19 protein-coding genes are annotated in these 16,940 nt (G+C 48.8%); 11 read left to right on the top strand and 8 right to left on the bottom strand.

The genetic code is table 11. From position 1 onward, the window contains the following. The first annotated feature begins 64 nt into the window (after window positions 1-64). The 4 genes from cysK (at window position 65) to ACR6Z4_RS25870 (ending at window position 2,903) form a co-directional block, all read left to right on the top strand. Window positions 65-1,024: a cysteine synthase A gene (cysK, locus tag ACR6Z4_RS25885; RefSeq protein ID WP_479720231.1), complete on the top strand. Its 960-nt coding sequence runs from the start codon at window positions 65-67 to the stop codon at window positions 1,022-1,024. Between the two features lie 199 nt (window positions 1,025-1,223). Beyond that, a complete protein-coding gene (locus ACR6Z4_RS25880; RefSeq protein ID WP_479720230.1) occupies window positions 1,224-2,039 on the top strand; it encodes a hypothetical protein in 816 nt (271 codons plus the stop codon). Window position 2,040: 1 nt separating this feature from the next. After that, a complete protein-coding gene (locus ACR6Z4_RS25875; RefSeq protein ID WP_479720229.1) occupies window positions 2,041-2,463 on the top strand; it encodes a DUF488 domain-containing protein in 423 nt (140 codons plus the stop codon). Window positions 2,464-2,519: 56 nt separating this feature from the next. Beyond that, window positions 2,520-2,903 (top strand): DUF1823 family protein, encoded by a 384-nt coding sequence (locus ACR6Z4_RS25870; RefSeq protein WP_479720228.1) that lies wholly within the window; start codon window positions 2,520-2,522, stop codon window positions 2,901-2,903. Between the two features lie 227 nt (window positions 2,904-3,130). Here the strand turns inward: ACR6Z4_RS25870 and ACR6Z4_RS25865 are convergent, their stop codons facing one another. Continuing rightward, window positions 3,131-3,535: a hypothetical protein gene (locus ACR6Z4_RS25865; protein WP_479720227.1), complete on the bottom strand. Its 405-nt coding sequence runs from the start codon at window positions 3,533-3,535 to the stop codon at window positions 3,131-3,133. Window positions 3,536-3,827: 292 nt separating this feature from the next. Here ACR6Z4_RS25865 and ACR6Z4_RS25860 point away from each other — a divergent pair, with 292 nt between their 5' ends. From ACR6Z4_RS25860 to ACR6Z4_RS25850, 3 genes are all read left to right on the top strand, one after another. Then, entirely contained in the window at window positions 3,828-4,964 is a 1,137-nt protein-coding gene (locus tag ACR6Z4_RS25860) for an ABC transporter permease (RefSeq protein WP_479720226.1), read from the top strand. Window positions 4,965-5,021: 57 nt separating this feature from the next. Further along, window positions 5,022-5,669, top strand: coding sequence for a helix-turn-helix transcriptional regulator (locus ACR6Z4_RS25855; RefSeq protein WP_479720225.1), 648 nt, complete (start codon window positions 5,022-5,024; stop codon window positions 5,667-5,669). Between the two features lie 115 nt (window positions 5,670-5,784). After that, window positions 5,785-6,303 (top strand): L,D-transpeptidase, encoded by a 519-nt coding sequence (locus tag ACR6Z4_RS25850; protein ID WP_479720224.1) that lies wholly within the window; start codon window positions 5,785-5,787, stop codon window positions 6,301-6,303. Window positions 6,304-6,332: 29 nt separating this feature from the next. Here ACR6Z4_RS25850 and ACR6Z4_RS25845 read toward each other — a convergent pair whose 3' ends face one another. The 5 genes from ACR6Z4_RS25845 to ACR6Z4_RS25825 form a co-directional block, all read right to left on the bottom strand. Beyond that, window positions 6,333-6,767 (bottom strand): HNH endonuclease, encoded by a 435-nt coding sequence (locus ACR6Z4_RS25845; protein ID WP_479720223.1) that lies wholly within the window; start codon window positions 6,765-6,767, stop codon window positions 6,333-6,335. A 12-nt stretch (window positions 6,768-6,779) separates the two neighbouring features. After that, window positions 6,780-7,175 carry a hypothetical protein gene (locus tag ACR6Z4_RS25840; RefSeq protein WP_479720222.1) on the bottom strand — a complete coding sequence of 132 codons (396 nt, stop codon included), beginning with the start codon at window positions 7,173-7,175 and terminating at the stop codon, window positions 6,780-6,782. Window positions 7,176-7,239: 64 nt separating this feature from the next. Continuing rightward, window positions 7,240-9,351, bottom strand: coding sequence for a tetratricopeptide repeat protein (locus tag ACR6Z4_RS25835; protein WP_479720221.1), 2,112 nt, complete (start codon window positions 9,349-9,351; stop codon window positions 7,240-7,242). Next, window positions 9,348-10,706 carry an ATP-binding protein gene (locus ACR6Z4_RS25830; protein ID WP_479720220.1) on the bottom strand — a complete coding sequence of 453 codons (1,359 nt, stop codon included), beginning with the start codon at window positions 10,704-10,706 and terminating at the stop codon, window positions 9,348-9,350. Before ACR6Z4_RS25830 ends, ACR6Z4_RS25835 begins: the two co-directional genes overlap by 4 nt. A 103-nt stretch (window positions 10,707-10,809) precedes the next feature. Beyond that, window positions 10,810-11,112 (bottom strand): hypothetical protein, encoded by a 303-nt coding sequence (locus ACR6Z4_RS25825; protein ID WP_479720219.1) that lies wholly within the window; start codon window positions 11,110-11,112, stop codon window positions 10,810-10,812. Window positions 11,113-11,231: 119 nt separating this feature from the next. On the opposite strand from ACR6Z4_RS25825, the gene trpS reads away from it, so the two are divergent. The 3 genes from trpS (at window position 11,232) to ACR6Z4_RS25810 (ending at window position 13,766) form a co-directional block, all read left to right on the top strand. Beyond that, window positions 11,232-12,242, top strand: coding sequence for a tryptophan--tRNA ligase (gene trpS, locus ACR6Z4_RS25820; protein WP_479720218.1), 1,011 nt, complete (start codon window positions 11,232-11,234; stop codon window positions 12,240-12,242). Between the two features lie 140 nt (window positions 12,243-12,382). Further along, window positions 12,383-13,330, top strand: a complete 948-nt coding sequence (locus ACR6Z4_RS25815) for a methylenetetrahydrofolate reductase (RefSeq protein WP_479720217.1) — start codon at window positions 12,383-12,385, stop codon at window positions 13,328-13,330. 61 nt (window positions 13,331-13,391) lie between these two features. After that, entirely contained in the window at window positions 13,392-13,766 is a 375-nt protein-coding gene (locus ACR6Z4_RS25810; protein ID WP_479720216.1) for an NfeD family protein, read from the top strand. Window positions 13,767-14,053: 287 nt separating this feature from the next. Here ACR6Z4_RS25810 and ACR6Z4_RS25805 read toward each other — a convergent pair whose 3' ends face one another. Together ACR6Z4_RS25805 and ACR6Z4_RS25800 are read right to left on the bottom strand one after the other, a co-directional pair. Continuing rightward, window positions 14,054-14,521, bottom strand: coding sequence for an NUDIX hydrolase (locus ACR6Z4_RS25805; RefSeq protein WP_479720215.1), 468 nt, complete (start codon window positions 14,519-14,521; stop codon window positions 14,054-14,056). A 147-nt stretch (window positions 14,522-14,668) separates the two neighbouring features. After that, window positions 14,669-15,031, bottom strand: a complete 363-nt coding sequence (locus ACR6Z4_RS25800; RefSeq protein ID WP_479720214.1) for a single stranded DNA-binding domain-containing protein — start codon at window positions 15,029-15,031, stop codon at window positions 14,669-14,671. A gap of 427 nt (window positions 15,032-15,458) precedes the next feature. Between ACR6Z4_RS25800 and ACR6Z4_RS25795 the strand changes: the two genes are divergently transcribed. After that, on the top strand, window positions 15,459-16,799 hold the full coding sequence (locus ACR6Z4_RS25795; RefSeq protein WP_479720213.1) for a DUF3747 domain-containing protein: 1,341 nt from the start codon (window positions 15,459-15,461) through the stop codon (window positions 16,797-16,799). Window positions 16,800-16,940: the final 141 nt, after the last annotated feature.

Raw genomic sequence — 16,940 nt, 5'->3', positions numbered from 1 at the left:
CAGACTTGCTATACCTTCTGCCCCAAAAGCAGCACACTTAGAACCCAATCTGAGGCCGCGCCGCATGAAAATTGCAAACGATATTACAGAGCTTATTGGGCGAACACCATTAGTACGGCTGAATAAAATTCCCCAGGCAGAAGGGTGTGTAGCTCAGATTGTTGTCAAGCTTGAAAGCATGAATCCGGCAGCATCGGTCAAAGATCGCATCGGTATCAGTATGGTGCGAGAAGCAGAAGCCGCCGGACTGATTCACCCCGATCGCACGACGTTAGTAGAACCGACTTCTGGCAACACGGGCATTGCCCTGGCAATGGTGGCAGCGGCTAAAGGCTATCGGCTGATCTTGACGATGCCCGATACGATGAGTTTAGAACGGCGCACCATGCTACGCGGATATGGTGCCCATTTAGAACTAACCCCCGGTGCCGCAGGTATGAAGGGTGCCATTCAGCGGGCAGAAGAAATTGCCGCAACTATTCCCAATTCCTATATCTTGCAGCAATTTCAGAACCCCGCCAATCCTAAAATTCATCGCGAAACAACGGCTGAAGAAATCTGGCAAGATACAGATGGTCAGGTCGATATTTTAGTCGCGGGTGTTGGCACAGGTGGCACGATTACCGGAATTTCTGAGGTGCTGAAGCAACGCAAACCCGAATTTCGGGCGATCGCCGTTGAACCCGTCAATAGCCCCGTACTATCCGGTGGGCTACCCGGTGCCCATAAAATTCAAGGGATTGGTCCTGGTTTTTTGCCCAATGTTCTGAAATTACAGTTGATTGATGAAGTGGTTCAAGTCGCTGATGAAGATGCGATCGCCTATGGACAACGGTTAGCACGAGAAGAAGGCTTGCTATCGGGTATCTCGTCAGGAGCTGCCCTGGCCGCCGCCATTAAAGTCGGTCAGCGCCCCGAAAACGCCGGTAAGCTGATCGTTATGATTCAACCCAGTTTTGGCGAACGCTATTTAAGTACCATGCTATTTATGGATCTGGATGCCTCTGAAGCCGTTCTGGTGTAACACGCATTACTGTTGGCGACTAGCTAATCGCCAGCAGAAGCAGATTTTCTTTTTCGCAAAAACAAATTTTAATTAAAAAAATCATAGAGAATCTTTTATTTTCCAGGTAAGAACACTACAATCAACAGCGTTCTGAATCTAGTCCTATTTATCCATTGGTAGTACAATTGAACTAAAGCGATAAATTGGAACGCAAGACATGGAGAGACGAAAAATCCTCATTGCAACTAAAACCTATCCAGCTATCAGCAAAAAATACAAAGAGACTGTTTGTACGGCTGGGATTCTTCTGGACAATAATGAGAAGCCTGTACAATGGATTCGCATTTATCCCGTTAGATTCCGTGGATTAGATTTTGATCAACGGTATAAAAGATGGTCTATCATCAGTGCCGAAATTGAAAGGAATGAAAAAGATTTTAGAGAAGAAAGTTATCGGATTAATGACTCGTCCATACAAATTATCCGAGAAGTAGGGACTAAAAATAATTGGGAAGAACGTAAATCTCTAGTTTTACCTCTACAATTCAGTTCTATTGCTGAAATTCAAGCTCAAGGAAAATCTTTAGGAATAATTAAACCTAGAAGCATAGAAAAATACTTTTGCAAAAGTACAAATCGTGAATGGAGTTCTAAGCAACAAGCCGTTCACAATCAAGGCGATTTATTTGAGCCATCTGTTGAACTAGAAAAGATTCCTTATCAATTTGGTTATAAATTCACTGAAGTAAATAATGTAAAACATTCGTATACGATAAGTGACTGGGAAATATCTCAACTTTACAGAGGGTGTAGAAACAGATCTAAAGCAACTGCCTTAGAAGACAAAGAAAAGGAAGCATTATTGAAAGTTAGACAAAAGTTGGAAGATGAGTTTCTCACCAAAAAAGATATTCATTTTATCGTAGGAAATCTCAAAAATCACTGCAAAGTTTTCATGATTATAGGAATTTTTTATCCTCCCAAAATTGTTCAAAATCAAAACGTACAAACTCTAAGTTTATTTGATTGGTAAAATGTTTAATTCAACAACTTCTGACAAAGGCTTTGTATTGACTTTTGGCTATGGCAACCGAAAAAATTATGATTCTTTCCTAGATTATTTGGAAGAATTTAATGTTAGTTGTGTAATTGACGTAAGGCTAAGTCCTCGTGCTTGGTCTAGAAAATGGTACGGAGATGCCATAGAAAAGCTTTGTATCTCCAAACATATTCAATACATATCTAAATCATCTCTTGGCAATATATCGGGCTGTAGTCATTGGGTTCCCCCAGAAAAACAAGAAGCAGAGCAAACTTTATCTGAAGTAGCTGAGATGCTTGAAAATGGAAATATCCTTTTACTCTGCGCAGAAATGGATTCTTCCAAATGCCACAGAGTCGAAGTTGCTTGCAAATTACAAGAATTGACAAATGTTTCAGTCAAGCACCTTAAATAATTTCATCAACTAGCAACTCAAAAATATTCATTGAACGAAGTTTGTTCTAACCCTCTATGTCTTCTCTTCCTTCTCTAACCACCGCAACCATTTGGACAATTCTGAACGACGAACTAGATGACGATACCACCCATCAACTCGTCTGGCATTGTCTGGGCTATCGCTATGACGCCGCTACCCAAACCTGGGATCTGACCCAGGTAGAACCGAATTGGCAAACGGACTACCCCGAACCGCCCAACTTTATCGAAAGTCGTCCTGCAACCGTAAAGTTGACGCGTTCTATTCCCCCAGATAATAAACAATTGCTCAAAGAGCAACTGGGGTTTGCTGGCTATAAGGTGGGTGAGTTGGTGCCCCGCAAAACCCGTCGGGCAACGATCGCCAATTGGCTGCTGAGCTACATGAAAGATCACGGCACGATCGAGGCAGGCGTTTGAGCAAAACCTGAAGATTTGTTGGAGGGGCGAACGACCGTTCGCCCATGCAAACGATTCAATATTCGATCTTATTTAATCCACGATCCTTGGGATTCTCATAAAAATAACTTGAATAACTTTTTGGGGAGAGTGCGGCTCTGCCGCACTCTCCCCAAAAAGTTTTGGGTTTTGATTTTGTAAGGATCCTTACCCAATTGGGGGTTTAAATCGGCACAGAGTGTGAGCTTCTACATGCTGGATGTTGACCGGATCGGCCCGTTGTAATCGACCGTAATCACCCAACCATCAGGATCGACAGTAACCGTGCTTTCGATCGAAGGAGTCGTGTATCCCGGTTCGCCACCCACAAAGGTAAACGTCACAGTGCCATCGGCATTAAGCACATAGGGAGATTCAGACGCGGGACCATGCATCGCGGCTTCTGCGGTATAGTTCACAACGCCGCCATTGGCTCGTTCTGCGGCTTGTCGCGCCAGATTTTTAGCGCGGCTGAGATCAACCACGGTAGTCGGGTTTGTTTCTTCGGTTTGCTTGCTGAGATGAGAAACAGGAGCCGCCGCCTGGGCGACGTTAAAGGCTGCAAGGGTAATCAGAGTGGTAGTAGCCAGCGTGGCGATCGCAATTTTTTTCATAACAAATCGGGTGCAAGTGAAATTGATGCTTAAACAGTATGACAAGACTCAAAAGCATCCTGTGAAATTGTTACAAAATCAGCAATACCAAACGTATGATAATCGGTATCTTAAAGGGATGGATTGCATAAACTCGATTCTATTTAGGACAGCGACGGCTCTGCCGTCGCTGTCCTAAATAAAAGTGATCGGTTAAATCATCTATGATCCTTAAACACGGAATGGTGGTGTGGGTGGCAGGCGTAGCCCGTCGCCCATCCTGCTATTTCATCTATCAGTGATACTGGCGCATATGAATTGGTGGCAAAAGCTCAAAAACAATTCCCTGGCTTGGTTTGGCACAATTATTCTGTTGATTTTTTATCTGACAGTAATTTTTGCAGAATTTGTTGCCCCCTATGATGCTTACAATGCCCAGGCAGACGGCTCCTTGCTGCCGCCAACTCAAATCTATTGGCGTACAGAACAAAATCAGTTTATTGGACCTCATGTTTACCCGACCACCCAGGGGCCGGTTGATTTAGATACGGGCGATCGCCAAATCAAAATTGACACTAGCAAACCCTCTCCCATTCGCTTGTTTGTCAAGGGTTCAGACTATCAATTTTTGCAACTCAAACTGCCTCTGCCCACCCGATTTTCCTGGTCAGATCCGAAGATTGAAGAAATCACTATCCTGCCAGGTTTCAAAGGTAATCGGCATTTATTTGGCACCGTCGGCGACGGCACCATCAATCTGCTAGGCACCGATGAGCAAGCCCGCGACCAATTCAGCCGTCTGATTTATGGCGGACGCATCAGCCTGAGTATTGGGTTGGTCGGCATTTTGATTTCTTTCCCACTGGGGATGCTGATTGGCGGAATTTCGGGCTATTTTGGCGGCATCGTCGATGTCGTGTTGATGCGCGTTGTCGAAGTGTTGATGACGATTCCAGGTATCTATCTCCTGGTAGCACTGGCAGCCGTGTTACCTCCTGGATTGCCGAGTTCGCAACGGTTTTTACTGATCGTGCTAATCACCTCGTTCGTCAGTTGGGCAGGGTTGGCACGGGTAATTCGGGGTCAGGTGTTATCGATTAAAGAAAGAGAATTTGTGCAGGCAGCTAAGGCAATGGGTGGGCGATCGCTCTATATCATCACCCGCCATGTTTTACCCCAAACGGCTAGCTACATCATCATCTCTGCCACCCTTTCAATTCCCAGTTTTATTCTGGCTGAAGCGGTTTTAAGTTTAATTGGGCTGGGCATCCAACAACCCGACCCCTCCTGGGGCAATATGTTGTCGTTAGCGATTAACGCATCGATTTTAGTGTTGCACCCCTGGCTCGTTTGGTCGCCCGCTGTCGTCATTGTATTAACCGTGCTGGCATTCAATCTGTTAGGCGATGGGTTGCGCGATGCCCTCGACCCGCGCAATCTGCAACGGTAAATAGAGCGGCATGAACCCTTCACCCTTCTACCCAACCCTCACCAAACGACTGTTCCAATGGAGGAGACTAAACACAAGGTTCGAGATCAGGTTTTATATCGCCTGAAAATGCAAGGGGCACAAACAGCAACGGCATTGGCACATCAGTTGCAGGTGTCGCCCATGGCAATCCGCCAACATTTGCAAAGTTTAAAGGCAGAACACCTGGTGACCTATGTTGAAGAACGGCGTCCGGCAGGGCGTCCGGTCAAGCTCTGGCGGTTAACCGATAGCTCAGGTTCTCGGTTTCCCGATAGCCATGCCGACCTGTTGCTGGATCTAATTCGCAGTGTGCAAACGGTTTTTGGAGATGATGGTTTACAAAAACTGGTCACCGATCGCAGTCAACGGCAGTTGCAATCCTATAGAACCCGATTGGCAGAAATGGGAATCGCCGCCGAATGGCAGCATGTGGTCAGAGCGATCGCCCAGTTGCGCAGTCAGGAAGGCTATATGGCAGAGGTGATGGAGCAGCCCGACCAGGCATTGCTTTTGGTCGAAAATCATTGCCCCATCTGTGTTGCGGCTCAGGCGTGTCAGGGATTGTGCCAAGCCGAACTGGATCTGTTTAGGACAGTTTTAGGATCAGCCGTTACGGTAGAACGGGTGGAACACAGTCTTAATGGCGATCGCCGCTGTGCCTATCTGGTCAGATCAACGGGCTAAATCAGGGAATCACTTTGAACGGTGCAACCGCAGGTTGCACCGTTCAAAGTGATTCCCAAATCCCACAACGCTTGTAATATTGGGGTAGTGAGACCGCGTATGGGAGTGTGAACATATGATGTTGCTCAAGTCTCGTTCTCTAGCCCGTTGGGGTGCGATCGCGGGTTTAACGGTTGCCACCTGTGCCACCTGGATTGCCCCCAGTTTTGTCGTACCGCAGCAGATTGGCGTTCAGGCGCAAGAATGGATTGCCACATCTGTAGATGAGCTAAAAAATTCTCGTCAGCAATGGATTCAAATTGACATTTCTACCGAAACCCTGACCGCATGGGAAGGCGATACGCCAGTCTACTCAGTCCTCGTCTCCACCGGACGCAGCGACGAACCTACCCCAACCGGCGTCTTTGCGATTCAATCGATGCACCAGGAAGCCCGGATGCAGGGGCCTGACTACGATATTCCCGATGTACCCTATGTCATGTATTACGATGGCAACTATGCCATTCATGGCACTTACTGGCACGATAGTTTTGGCACACCCGTCAGCAATGGCTGTACCAATATGGCAGTAGACCACGCCCAATGGCTATTTGACTGGGCATCGATCGGCACCCCCGTTGTGGTACAGCGCTAGATCGGCATCATTAAAGTTACACTGGCTCACTACTCTACTGCTGGAGGATGCCAGCCTGCTCGAACCCAATTGCGCCGAACAAGCACTGCTAATACGTTATTTAATTTGAGTGCTGCAACCGTTGCTCGACCACAAGCCGTTCGTCCAACTATCTCCGTACTGTCTTCACTCCAACCAAAATGCTCTGTCCATTTTTGCTGGCGAGGATTGAATAAGGGTAGCACTTCACCTGTTTCAGGGTCATGCGCTTCGGTCTGAGTCCACTTATACTGGTTGCACAGTTCACAGGCAAGACATAGATTATCGGCTGAATCAGTACCGCCTTTAGCAACGGGCTGAATATGGTCAATTTGCAATCGTCCCATTATGTAATCCTGCTGGCTCAGGCAGTACTCACAACGATACGTACTTCGTACAGGCTTCGCCAATGCCTGCCCGTTGCCGGACGTGCGCTCGAATATCATCTGGGATACGGGTCATATCATTGATAAATCGCGCAAACCCCGTCGAACGGCTTCTGCCAAAGCTTCTGATTTGCGAAGTTGTCCGATCTGATAGATTTGCAGTAGTGCCAGAAGTTCATATCGCTCGGCGCTGGTCAAGCCTTCTATTTTGCCCTTTGCCTGAAGATCGCCTAACCGTTGATTTTGCACTTCATCCATTTTGGCGTTTGCCAGTATGAGTACATCACTATCTGACAAGTCAGTCATGGAAAATGCTGTATCAAGCTCTGGCACTCCGTCCACAGTAAACCAGAGCATCTCTAGAACATCTGTCAGAACAGATCCCAAATCACGTTGAGTTGCCGCACCCAGTTGGCGTGCTTGCTCAATCAAGTTTTCCGGTAATTTGAGAGTGACTTCAATCGTCATATTTGCCGTGCTAGTGATGTCTCTTCAGCATAGATCGGCTTTGGAATAACGGGGATGGTTGCTATTACCGTTTTAGCCACCAGATTAGAAGTGCGATCGCTAACCCCACCCCAAACCAAAGCCACCCATTCTGCATTTGGCGAGAAGAAGGTGAAGTAGATGGTTTTCTTTCGGTAGGCAAGCTCTTAACATACCAATCGTCATCGTTGCGCTTCTCGGTACCAATGCTGGGTGCAGTACTCCGCTGTATGGCAATGATCTTATTCCGTTCCGCAATGGCGGTTTTGCATTGTTCAACCCTGTGGTCAAGCTTTAGCGCTTCGTAAATGGCTAACGCCTGTTGATAACTCTGCAATGCCTCATAATGCTGATCGAGTCGAGCCAGTGCAATGCCCATATTAAATAACGAGTCGGCTTCACCGTGACGATCGCCGATCTCACGTTTAATCGCTAACGACTGCTGATGGAAGTCAATCGCCTGCGGGTATTGTCCTAAGGACTGGTAGGCATTCCCCAGATTCATTAACGAGGTCGCTTCACCGTAACGATCGCCAATTTCGTGTGTAATTGCTAACGACTGCTGCTGGAAGTCAATTGCCTGTTGGTATTGCCCTAATGACTGGTAGACAGTCCCCAGATTACTTAACGAGGCTGCTTCACCGTAGCAATCGCCGATCTCACGTTGAATCGCTAACGACTGCTGCTGGAAGTCGATCGCCCGCGGGTATTGCTCTAAGGACTTGTAGGAAGTTCCTAGATTGCCTAACAATGCAGCTTCACTCTCGCGGTTGCCAATTTCGTGTGTAATTGCTAACGACTGCTGATAGAAGTCAATCGCTTGCGGGTACTGCCCTAAGGAATGATAAGCATTCCCCAGATTGCCTAACAATGAAGCTTCACCATTGCGGCTGCCAATCTCGCGTTGAATTACTAACGACTGCTGATAGAACTCGATCGCCTGCTGGTATTGCCCTAAGAACTGGTAAGCAATCCCCAGATTGCCTAACGAGTTTGCTTCCCCGTTGCGGTTGCCAATCTCGCGGTAAATCGCTAACGACTGCTGATGGAAGTCGATCGCCTGCTGATATTGCCCTAAGGACTTGTAGGCATTCCCCAGACCGCTTAACGAGTTCGCTTCACCCTGACGGTCGCCAATTTCGCCTTGAATCGCTAACGACTGCTGATAGAAGTCAATTGCCTGCGGGTATTGCCCTAAGGAATGGTAGGCATTTCCCAGATTGCCTAACGAGGCAGCTTCACCCTGACGGTCGCCAACGTCGCGTTGAATCGCTAACGACTGTTCGTGAAAATCGATCGCATCAGTGAATCTGGATTGAGCACCTAAGAAATTTCCTAATGCGGTGAGTGCGGCAGCTTGAGCAGATTTGCGATCGAGCTGTTGATAGTGGTGAATTGCCGTTTGAAAGGCGGCGATCGCGGCGGCTTGCTCTTGTGCCAGGTTTGTTGCTGTGCCGCTGCGAACTCGATGGGCGTAGACCTGTCCCAACTGCTCATACAGCGTTGCCAAACCGGGAGACTCTGGTGCGGTGGCTTTTAGCTGTTGAATTTCAGTCAGGAGTTCGTGGAGCGGTGGCAAGAAGTCGTTTGACCGGGGGGTGGTCGAGTCAGATGGGAAGGGTGGCTGGGTGACGGCAGATAGGTTGGGTTCTGTTTCCGGGACAAATCGTAAGACCGCTTTGCGCCAGCTCCAAAAGTCGGGGGCACGACGGATCAGCTCTTTGAGAATGCGATGCGTCACCCACAGCACAATCGGATAGGGATACTCTCGCAGTCCTTCGCGGGTCCACTGTAAGTAGCCAAAAAACTTATCGAGTTCACTTTGGTCATCGTCTGGCTTCAGCGTGATGCGCGGTAAAAGTTCGGCTCCCGTAATCGTAAACACTGCTTCCCCGCCCTGCTGAAGATAATCCTGCTCTTCTTTGAGCTTCGCCAGTGCTGCCCGTACGCTGGGTTCTTGCCCCAGCCTCACCCGATAGGGTTGAATCTTGGCTTGCCGCGCTTCCGTTTCATACTGCTCGATGATTCGCTGCCGCAGCCCCCAGTCATCGCAGGCGACAATAATCGGAGCCAGCCGCCCCTGACTGTTTTCAATCAGCGAAATCAGTGCGTCATAGGTTTTGGCATTCTGTTCCTGCGGAGTAGCCGCGATCGTCATACCAACACCCCTTCCTGCACCAACAGATCAACCACGATCGGGTTGATGTCGTACCACAAGGTCGCGTTGCGATATTCCAGCACATATAACCCATGTAGCAAATCAAGAAACCGCTGGTTTTCTGCATCTTGAGGCTTGAACTGTTCATAAATTGATTTCAGCAAGTCAAAATCTTTTTGTCCCAGAGGTTCCGCATAGCCAATCTGCAAATCGGTCAACACGGTATCTAGCACTTGCTGGTCAATAATCACGGGTGGTTTATCGAAGAGCGATCGCCGAATCCGTCCCCGAATGTCTTGCATACAGATATCGCAGCAGCGATCCACAATCCGAATCAGTTCGCGCAGCACACCGCCACTTTTCAAAATCATCTGCGGCTTCACTGCCGGATCGATCAGTGACCCAGGCAGGCGTTTGTCGATCACTTCTGCAAACAGGGCTACACACGCTTCGTCGGGGGTGCGATCGGGTTGTCTCACCATCGCTTTGCTATAAAACTTTGCCACCCGCATGGTATGAATCTGCTTCACATGGGCTTCGATGCCTCGCTTTAGAGACACCTCTCGCAGCGTTGCGATCGGAATGGTGTAGAGAATTTGAAACCCTGGATCAAGCAGGGGCTGAATGTTTTTGCTGAAAATCGATTCGGTGACGCTCAGATCAAGCTTATCCAGGTCATCGATAATCACTAAAACTCGTTGTCCCGTCGCATTGCTGATGTAGATTTGAATCGCGTTAATTTGAGTGATCAAATCAGAAATCCTCCGGTCAAATTCAGTCGAGATCTCATTTCTCACCACCGAATTCACTTTCAGGGTCGATTTGATCGCTGCCAAAAACTCAGCAATCAGGGGAATGCCACCTTTGACGCTTGCCTCTCCCCGCGCTTCAATCTCCGCTTCGACATCTTGAGATTCTGTTTTGGTGTGCTTGCCAAGCCAGCGATACAGCTCTTTCTTAATGCCGGGTTTCAGCTTCACTTCAGCTTTCTCAGCCGCTTCTAGCATCTGAACCGCCATCGAGAACAGAATATTGACGTGATCAACCGCCGATCGCTCGATCGTATCGGCGATCGAAAACATCACGATAAAGTATCGTCCCGTTTCGATCAGGCGAAATCCCAGTTCTGCCAACAGCGTCGATTTACCGCAGCCGCGATGTCCCGTAAAGATCAGCTTTTCATCGAGTCCTGGAGCATCTTCGATCGCCTGCTCTAGCTCGTCGATCAACTTGGTTTGATATTCCACGCCCAGCCGCTTCAGCTTTTCTTTAGTCACCAGTGGTTCAAGCTGAAGATCTTGACTGGCGGCACGATACTGCTCAAGCTGCTGTTGAAGCTGTTCTAGCGTCATCATGCGGAACGTTCCTGCGATCGAGATTTTTATTCTGTTAAGCTTACACTGGCGAATGGGCTTGCGCTGAATTGGGTTGGGTCTATGCGATCGCTGCAAACAAGGACTATTGCTCTTGCATCAGGCGTAAATAATTTTGTTTCAATTGCAAATGGCTGGTTGCCATTTGCTCGGTCATTTCCCGCTCAATATCGCAACTGCGTTCCCAAAACAAGGCAGATCGCCGCGCTGCCAACATTTCTTTCCAGATCAACCCCAACAGTTCAGCAGCCAGCGGATTCTCGACGGCTAAATTTCCCTGCAATTCTTGAAACGCGCGATTGGCTTCTGAATGTTGAGTAATGTCATCGGCAAGTTCTAAACAGTCTTGGAGCGATCGAACCGGACTGACGAGTTGGGATGAAGACATGTTTCAGGAATGTAATAGAGTTGGCGTAAAATGAGACCCAGGAAAAGTGTTACTTTTTCTTAATTATAATAAGCGAGATGATTCTGCATCGGTTTTCAGACGAATGAGTTTAGGTGTCAATGGGTAAGCAGCGCGTTCTCTCCGGCATTCAACCAACAGGTGATCTACACCTGGGCAACTATCTGGGGGCACTCCGTAACTGGGTAGAGATTCAGCAAGATTACGAGAGTTTCTTATTTATGGCAGACCTCCATGCCATTACAGTGCCGCACGACCCGACCAAGCTGGCAGAAAATACGTACAAAGTTGCTGCGATGTATTTGGCGTGCGGTATTGATCTCAATCACGCCACCATTTTTGTGCAATCCCATGTTCCGGCGCATAGTCAACTTGCCTGGTTGTTTAACTGCATTACGCCGCTCAACTGGCTAGAAGCTATGGTGCAGTACAAAGAAAAGGCGATCAAGCAAGGTGAAAATGTCAGTGCTGGTCTTCTGATTTATCCGGTTTTGCAGGCGGCAGATATTTTGCTGTATGAGCCTGATAAGGTGCCCGTGGGTGAAGATCAAAAGCAACACCTGGAACTCACCCGCGACATTGCCGATCGGCTGAACCACAAGTTTGGCACGGAAGATAAGCCGGTGCTGAAGTTGCCCGACCCAATGATTCGCAAAGAAGGAGCCAGGGTGATGAGTCTGACCGATGGCACCAAAAAAATGTCGAAGTCTGACCCATCGGATCAAAGCCGGATTAACTTACTCGATTCGCCCGACGAAATCCAGCGCAAGATTAAACGTTGTAAAACTGACCCGATCCGAGGGTTGACGTTTGATGATCCGGAACGCCCAGAATGCAATAATCTTCTGGGTCTTTACATGATTTTGTCGAATCAAACGAAAGAAGCGGTGGCAGCCGAATGTCAGGATATGGGATGGGGGCAGTTTAAGCCCTTGCTGGCAGACACAATGGTGGCTGCTCTGAAACCGATTCAAGATCGTTATCACGAAATTACGTCTGATAAGGGATATTTGGAGTCTGTCTTGCGTCAAGGACGGGAAAAGGCTGAGGCGATCGCCAATCAGACCCTGGCGAAGGTAAAGGATGCTTTGGGGTATTCCCAACCCTTGTAATTGATACTAACTTGGTGACTAGAGTTAGATTTGGAACGTTCGCAATGCGAACGTTCCAAATCTAATACCAATCTCGTTTCTAGCCGTTCTTGTACCGTTGTTCCCGATCGACCTGGCACTGTTTTTATCCGTAAACGTTTATGTCCGATCCCAACTGTTCTACCCCCGATTCTCAGCCTGCAACGCCCACGCAGTGGCGATCGCAGTTTCGTGCGGCAGCTAAAGCAGGCGAGTTTTTAGTCACTGCCGAAGTGATGCCGCCCAAAGGGGGCAACCCTGCCCACATGATTCAGATGGCGCAGGGGCTAAAAGATCGGGTTCATGCGGTCAATATTACCGATGGCAGTCGGGCAGTATTGCGGATGTCATCCCTGGTTTCGTCGGTGCTGTTGTTGCAACAGGGCATTGAGCCGATCTGTCAGGTTGCCTGTCGCGATCGCAATAGCATTGCGTTGCAAGCTGACCTGATGGGAGCACAGGCGTTGGGGGTGCATAACATTCTGGCGCTGACGGGTGATCCGGTAAAAGCAGGCGACCATCCCAATGCCAAGAGTGTGTTTGATCTGGAATCAGTACGTTTATTGAAATTGATCGATCGGCTGAACAATGGCTTTGACCTCAACGATAAAGCTCTTGCCGATGGCGCAACCGATCTATTTGTTGGGGCAGCAGTTGATCCACAATGCCCCAGTTGGTCTGGCTTACAACGACGGTTTGAACGCAAATTAGAAGCGGGCGCACAATTTTTCCAGAGCCAGTTAATTTCTGATTTCGATCGCCTGGAAAAATTTATGGATCAGATTGCCGCCGGAGCCAACAAACCTGTTTTGGCAGGAATTTTCTTGCTGAAATCGGCTAAAAATGCGCAATTTATTAACCGCAACGTCCCCGGTGTACAAATCCCTCAAGACATCATCGATCGCTTAGAACAGGCTTCCGATCCCCTAAAAGAAGGCATGTTGATTGCCGCAGAACAGGTGCAGATGGCACGCCAACTGTGTCAGGGAGTCCATATGATGGCGGTACGGCGAGAAGATCTGATTCCTCAAATCCTTGACCTGGCTGGGATTGAGCCAATTGGTGGTTAGTTCGTTGCAATAGGGGCACGCGATCGCATACTGCCTCAAGTTCCGACCGAGAAGTTGATACATGCACCCGCCATGGTTATCAGCTATCGTCACGGAGCAACCTCAGATGAACCCCAATCTAACGGCTCTCTTTCAATCCCTGTTTCCGATCCAGCCCGCCTCCCGCTTAGATCGCTCTGATCCCTTGTTATTTTTGAAAGGCGATCGCTCCACGGCAATGAAGGCGATCGTGGATGAACCCATCTTGCCCGGAAAAGTAGGGCGCGTCTGGTTCCAAGCCTCGTGGTGGTATGCCCGCAGTGAGAGCGATGTGATTCTGCCAACGGATACGGTCGTTTATGTCGTCGGCAGACAAAATATTACCTTACTGGTTGAACCGGCAGCGCCAAAAGAGCGATTGGTGACCCCCTGTAAAGGCAAAGCATTCGTTCGATAGATCTTTGGTATAGCCATTGAGTCGAGGGTTAGGACAGTGGGAGTGTGGAGGCTGCATCTCCAACCAGGGGTGGAACCCCTGCACCCTGTTCAACCAGCCTCTCGGCTGCTATCAATGACGAACATCATGGTTATACCAATTTTTTATGAAGACGCGCCAAACCTGTGACCCCCTGTAGTCCCCCTTGGCAAGGGGGACGGCGACAGCCGGGGGTAAAATCAGGCGCAGCCTCGTATAAAAACGGTATTAGAATGCGTCGCCCTGACGATTTGCTGGGATGACCTGCTCTAGAAATCGCCTGACAATGAAGTGATTTCAGCTATAAATTCCAACAAAATCCGCTGATGCGGTTCTCCTAACGGACAGACCCGTCCGGCTCGCTCAGAATAGCGATCGCCTTGCTTAATCTGTTCGACGGTCAATAAGCCCAAATCCCATCCTTCATTTAATTCCAGCGCTTCGACGGCAACAACCAGCGGGGCATGAAAGACGTGGCGTATCACCCTGGGATCATCGGTATAGCTGCGAAAATGCGTTACCTGGGGGGGCACATAGCCAATTTCTTCGTGCAACTCTCGCCACATGGTGTCTTCTGGCGACTCTCCGGGGTCGAGATGCCCGCCAAAAAAGCCCCAATGCCCCGGATAGATAATTCCTGGAATGTCATCCCGAAGCTGCATAAGAAATTGATGGTCTTGGTACAAAATGGCGATCGCAACTTCAACCCCAGCATTAGACATAGACTTAAATTCCATCCCTGTTTTTTATGAGATCTCTGGCAACTTAAAGGTTTGAGATTATATGGCAACCGTCGAGACGGTTAAGTCAGGAGGTTGTGTGAGAACCCGTGCGGAGCGCGGGTTCTCACACAACCCTTATCCTAGCTGTGCGAGTTCGATTGCCTATTCTCTCTTCAGAAGCTTGTATTCTTCGACATAAACCTCACCTAGCTCCTGTCCCTCGACTACAATACTCTGATACCGCACTGTTGCTTGAATCCGGACTGTTTCCCCAGATTGGATAGTGGTATCGTTCGTCAATACCCAAATCGATCCGGTTTTGTCTTGCAGTTCATAGACTTGAGCATCAATTAAGGGAACGCGATCGCCCACCGTTCCTTGTAAATAAACCGTACTATCCATTTGACCATGGGTTTGCACTTGTCTGACGGAAGAGGTTCCGCGCGATAGCCAAATAGCCAGCAACAGCAAGCCACAAGCTCCCAGTCCCAATACTGTCAAACGGCGTGTTCTGTTGAAAAACATAGCATCCAAGATATTTGATTTGGAGAATGGGTATAAAACATGATTAAATCCCAGAAGGTGTGTGCCGCGCCTGATCAGGTGTGGTACATAGCTTCCAGGGTTAATGCAATAGTGTGTTGCGGATCGAAGATTGAATAAACTCTAATGCTTTTTGAGCGTGCGACGCGGAGCCGTCGTGCGCTCAAAAAGAACGACAGGTTAATGAATCTGTGATCCTTAGCGATGGACTACCAAACATTGCGTTTTTCAACTGCGAAGGAACAAAATGCGCTCTGTTGAATACTCTTATTTTCAGGGGGTGTTTCAAAGCGCTCATCATTGGTGCGGTTGGCTAGTGCGACGTTGAAACCCCGTTCAACCGACTGAGTCAAACTATCAACCGCCGATTGAAACCATCGCCCGGGTGTTTAATGAGCTGAGGATGATCATGAAATTGTGGATTCGTCGTTCGACTATCACACTTGCTACAGTGACAACCATTGCTACCAGTGCTATTGTTGCAGGTCTGGCGCTGGCTGCTACGTTTGGACAGCGAGAAGTCGATCAAAGTCGAGTAATTGCGATCGCCGCTCCTCGGTCTGGGGGGACGGCTCATCAACTGTTAGTTTTAGAACAAGTCTCTGATACACGCCAGTGTTGGAGCGAAAGTGGCAATAACCCTGTGATTATCAACCCACTTTTGCTGACATTTGATTTCACCGGGATTTGCGGACGCAGTACCGATAGTAATGGGTTTTCCATTCGGGTGAATGGTGAAGACTATGCGCTGCTCTATAGTATGCGGGTGGCTCATCGAGATAATGACCTGGTATTGCTGGGCACGTCCAACGATCGCAGTGGGCCTGAATTGGTGATTGCCAGAGCTCGCGGCACCACAACAGACTTTGCCAAGCTATTTTTAGAACCCGGCTGGCGGTTTACAAAACGGACATTTGGCGATCGCGTTTTAGGTCATTTCTATCTCACCTATGAAGGTGTGTTCCCACCTCCTTCTTCGACACCGACGCCGACTCCAACACCCACTCCAACCCCGACGCCAACACCCACTCCCACTCCCACCCCTACCCCCACGCCTACCCCGACTCCTACCCCGACTCCTACGCCAACGCCGACCCCCACGCCGACTCCTACCCCAACGCCAACGCCAACGCCGACACCATCTACAACCACCCTACGAGATATTGATGGAGATATCTACGAACGGGAAATTCGTCAGGCAGTTTCCATTGGCTTTATTGCGGGGTTCCCGGAAGACAATACCTTCCGTCCAATGCAATCTCTGACCCGAGAACAATTGGTTTCCATGATCATTAGTGCTTTAGACACTCTGCCTAATGTCAATCTGGCGATTCCGACTCAAGTCAGTGGCGCACCCTATCCCGATGTCAGTACATCGCGTTGGAGCGCTGCCAAAATTAAATTTGCCCGCGACAATAATATTGTCAGCGGCTACCAGGATGGCACCTTCCGTCCCACTCAACCCGTGACCCGTGCTGAAATGATGGCAGTGCTGCGTCGTGCGGCTGAATATGGCAGAACCCTGCAAGGGCTGAGTCCAACTCTATCGGAGACCCGCAATCCGACTGATTTCTCAGATACCGAAGGGCATTGGGCAAATTCTGTGATCGAGCAAATGTCGGCATATTGCCGCGTAGCATCACCACTCAACGAATCTGGAGATGCTTTTGCACCCAACCAGCAAGCCCAACGCAACTACGCAGCCGCAGCCACACTGCGAATGCTGAACTGTGTTGGCAGAGGACGATAGCGCCGTCTCCAGCAAAAGACAGGGTGAGCATTGAACGCTCATCCTGCTCATGTTTTCCGCTATTGAGTCACGTAAAAAGCGGCGCGAAGCGCCGCTTTTCAATCCATTAATTCTTGTTTTTGAGCGCGTAGCACTACATGA

The organism is Calyptranema fuscum S582 (genome assembly GCF_055793305.1).
Note: the sequence above shows the minus strand (reverse complement) of the source record. Positions and strands in the feature narration are given on the sequence as shown.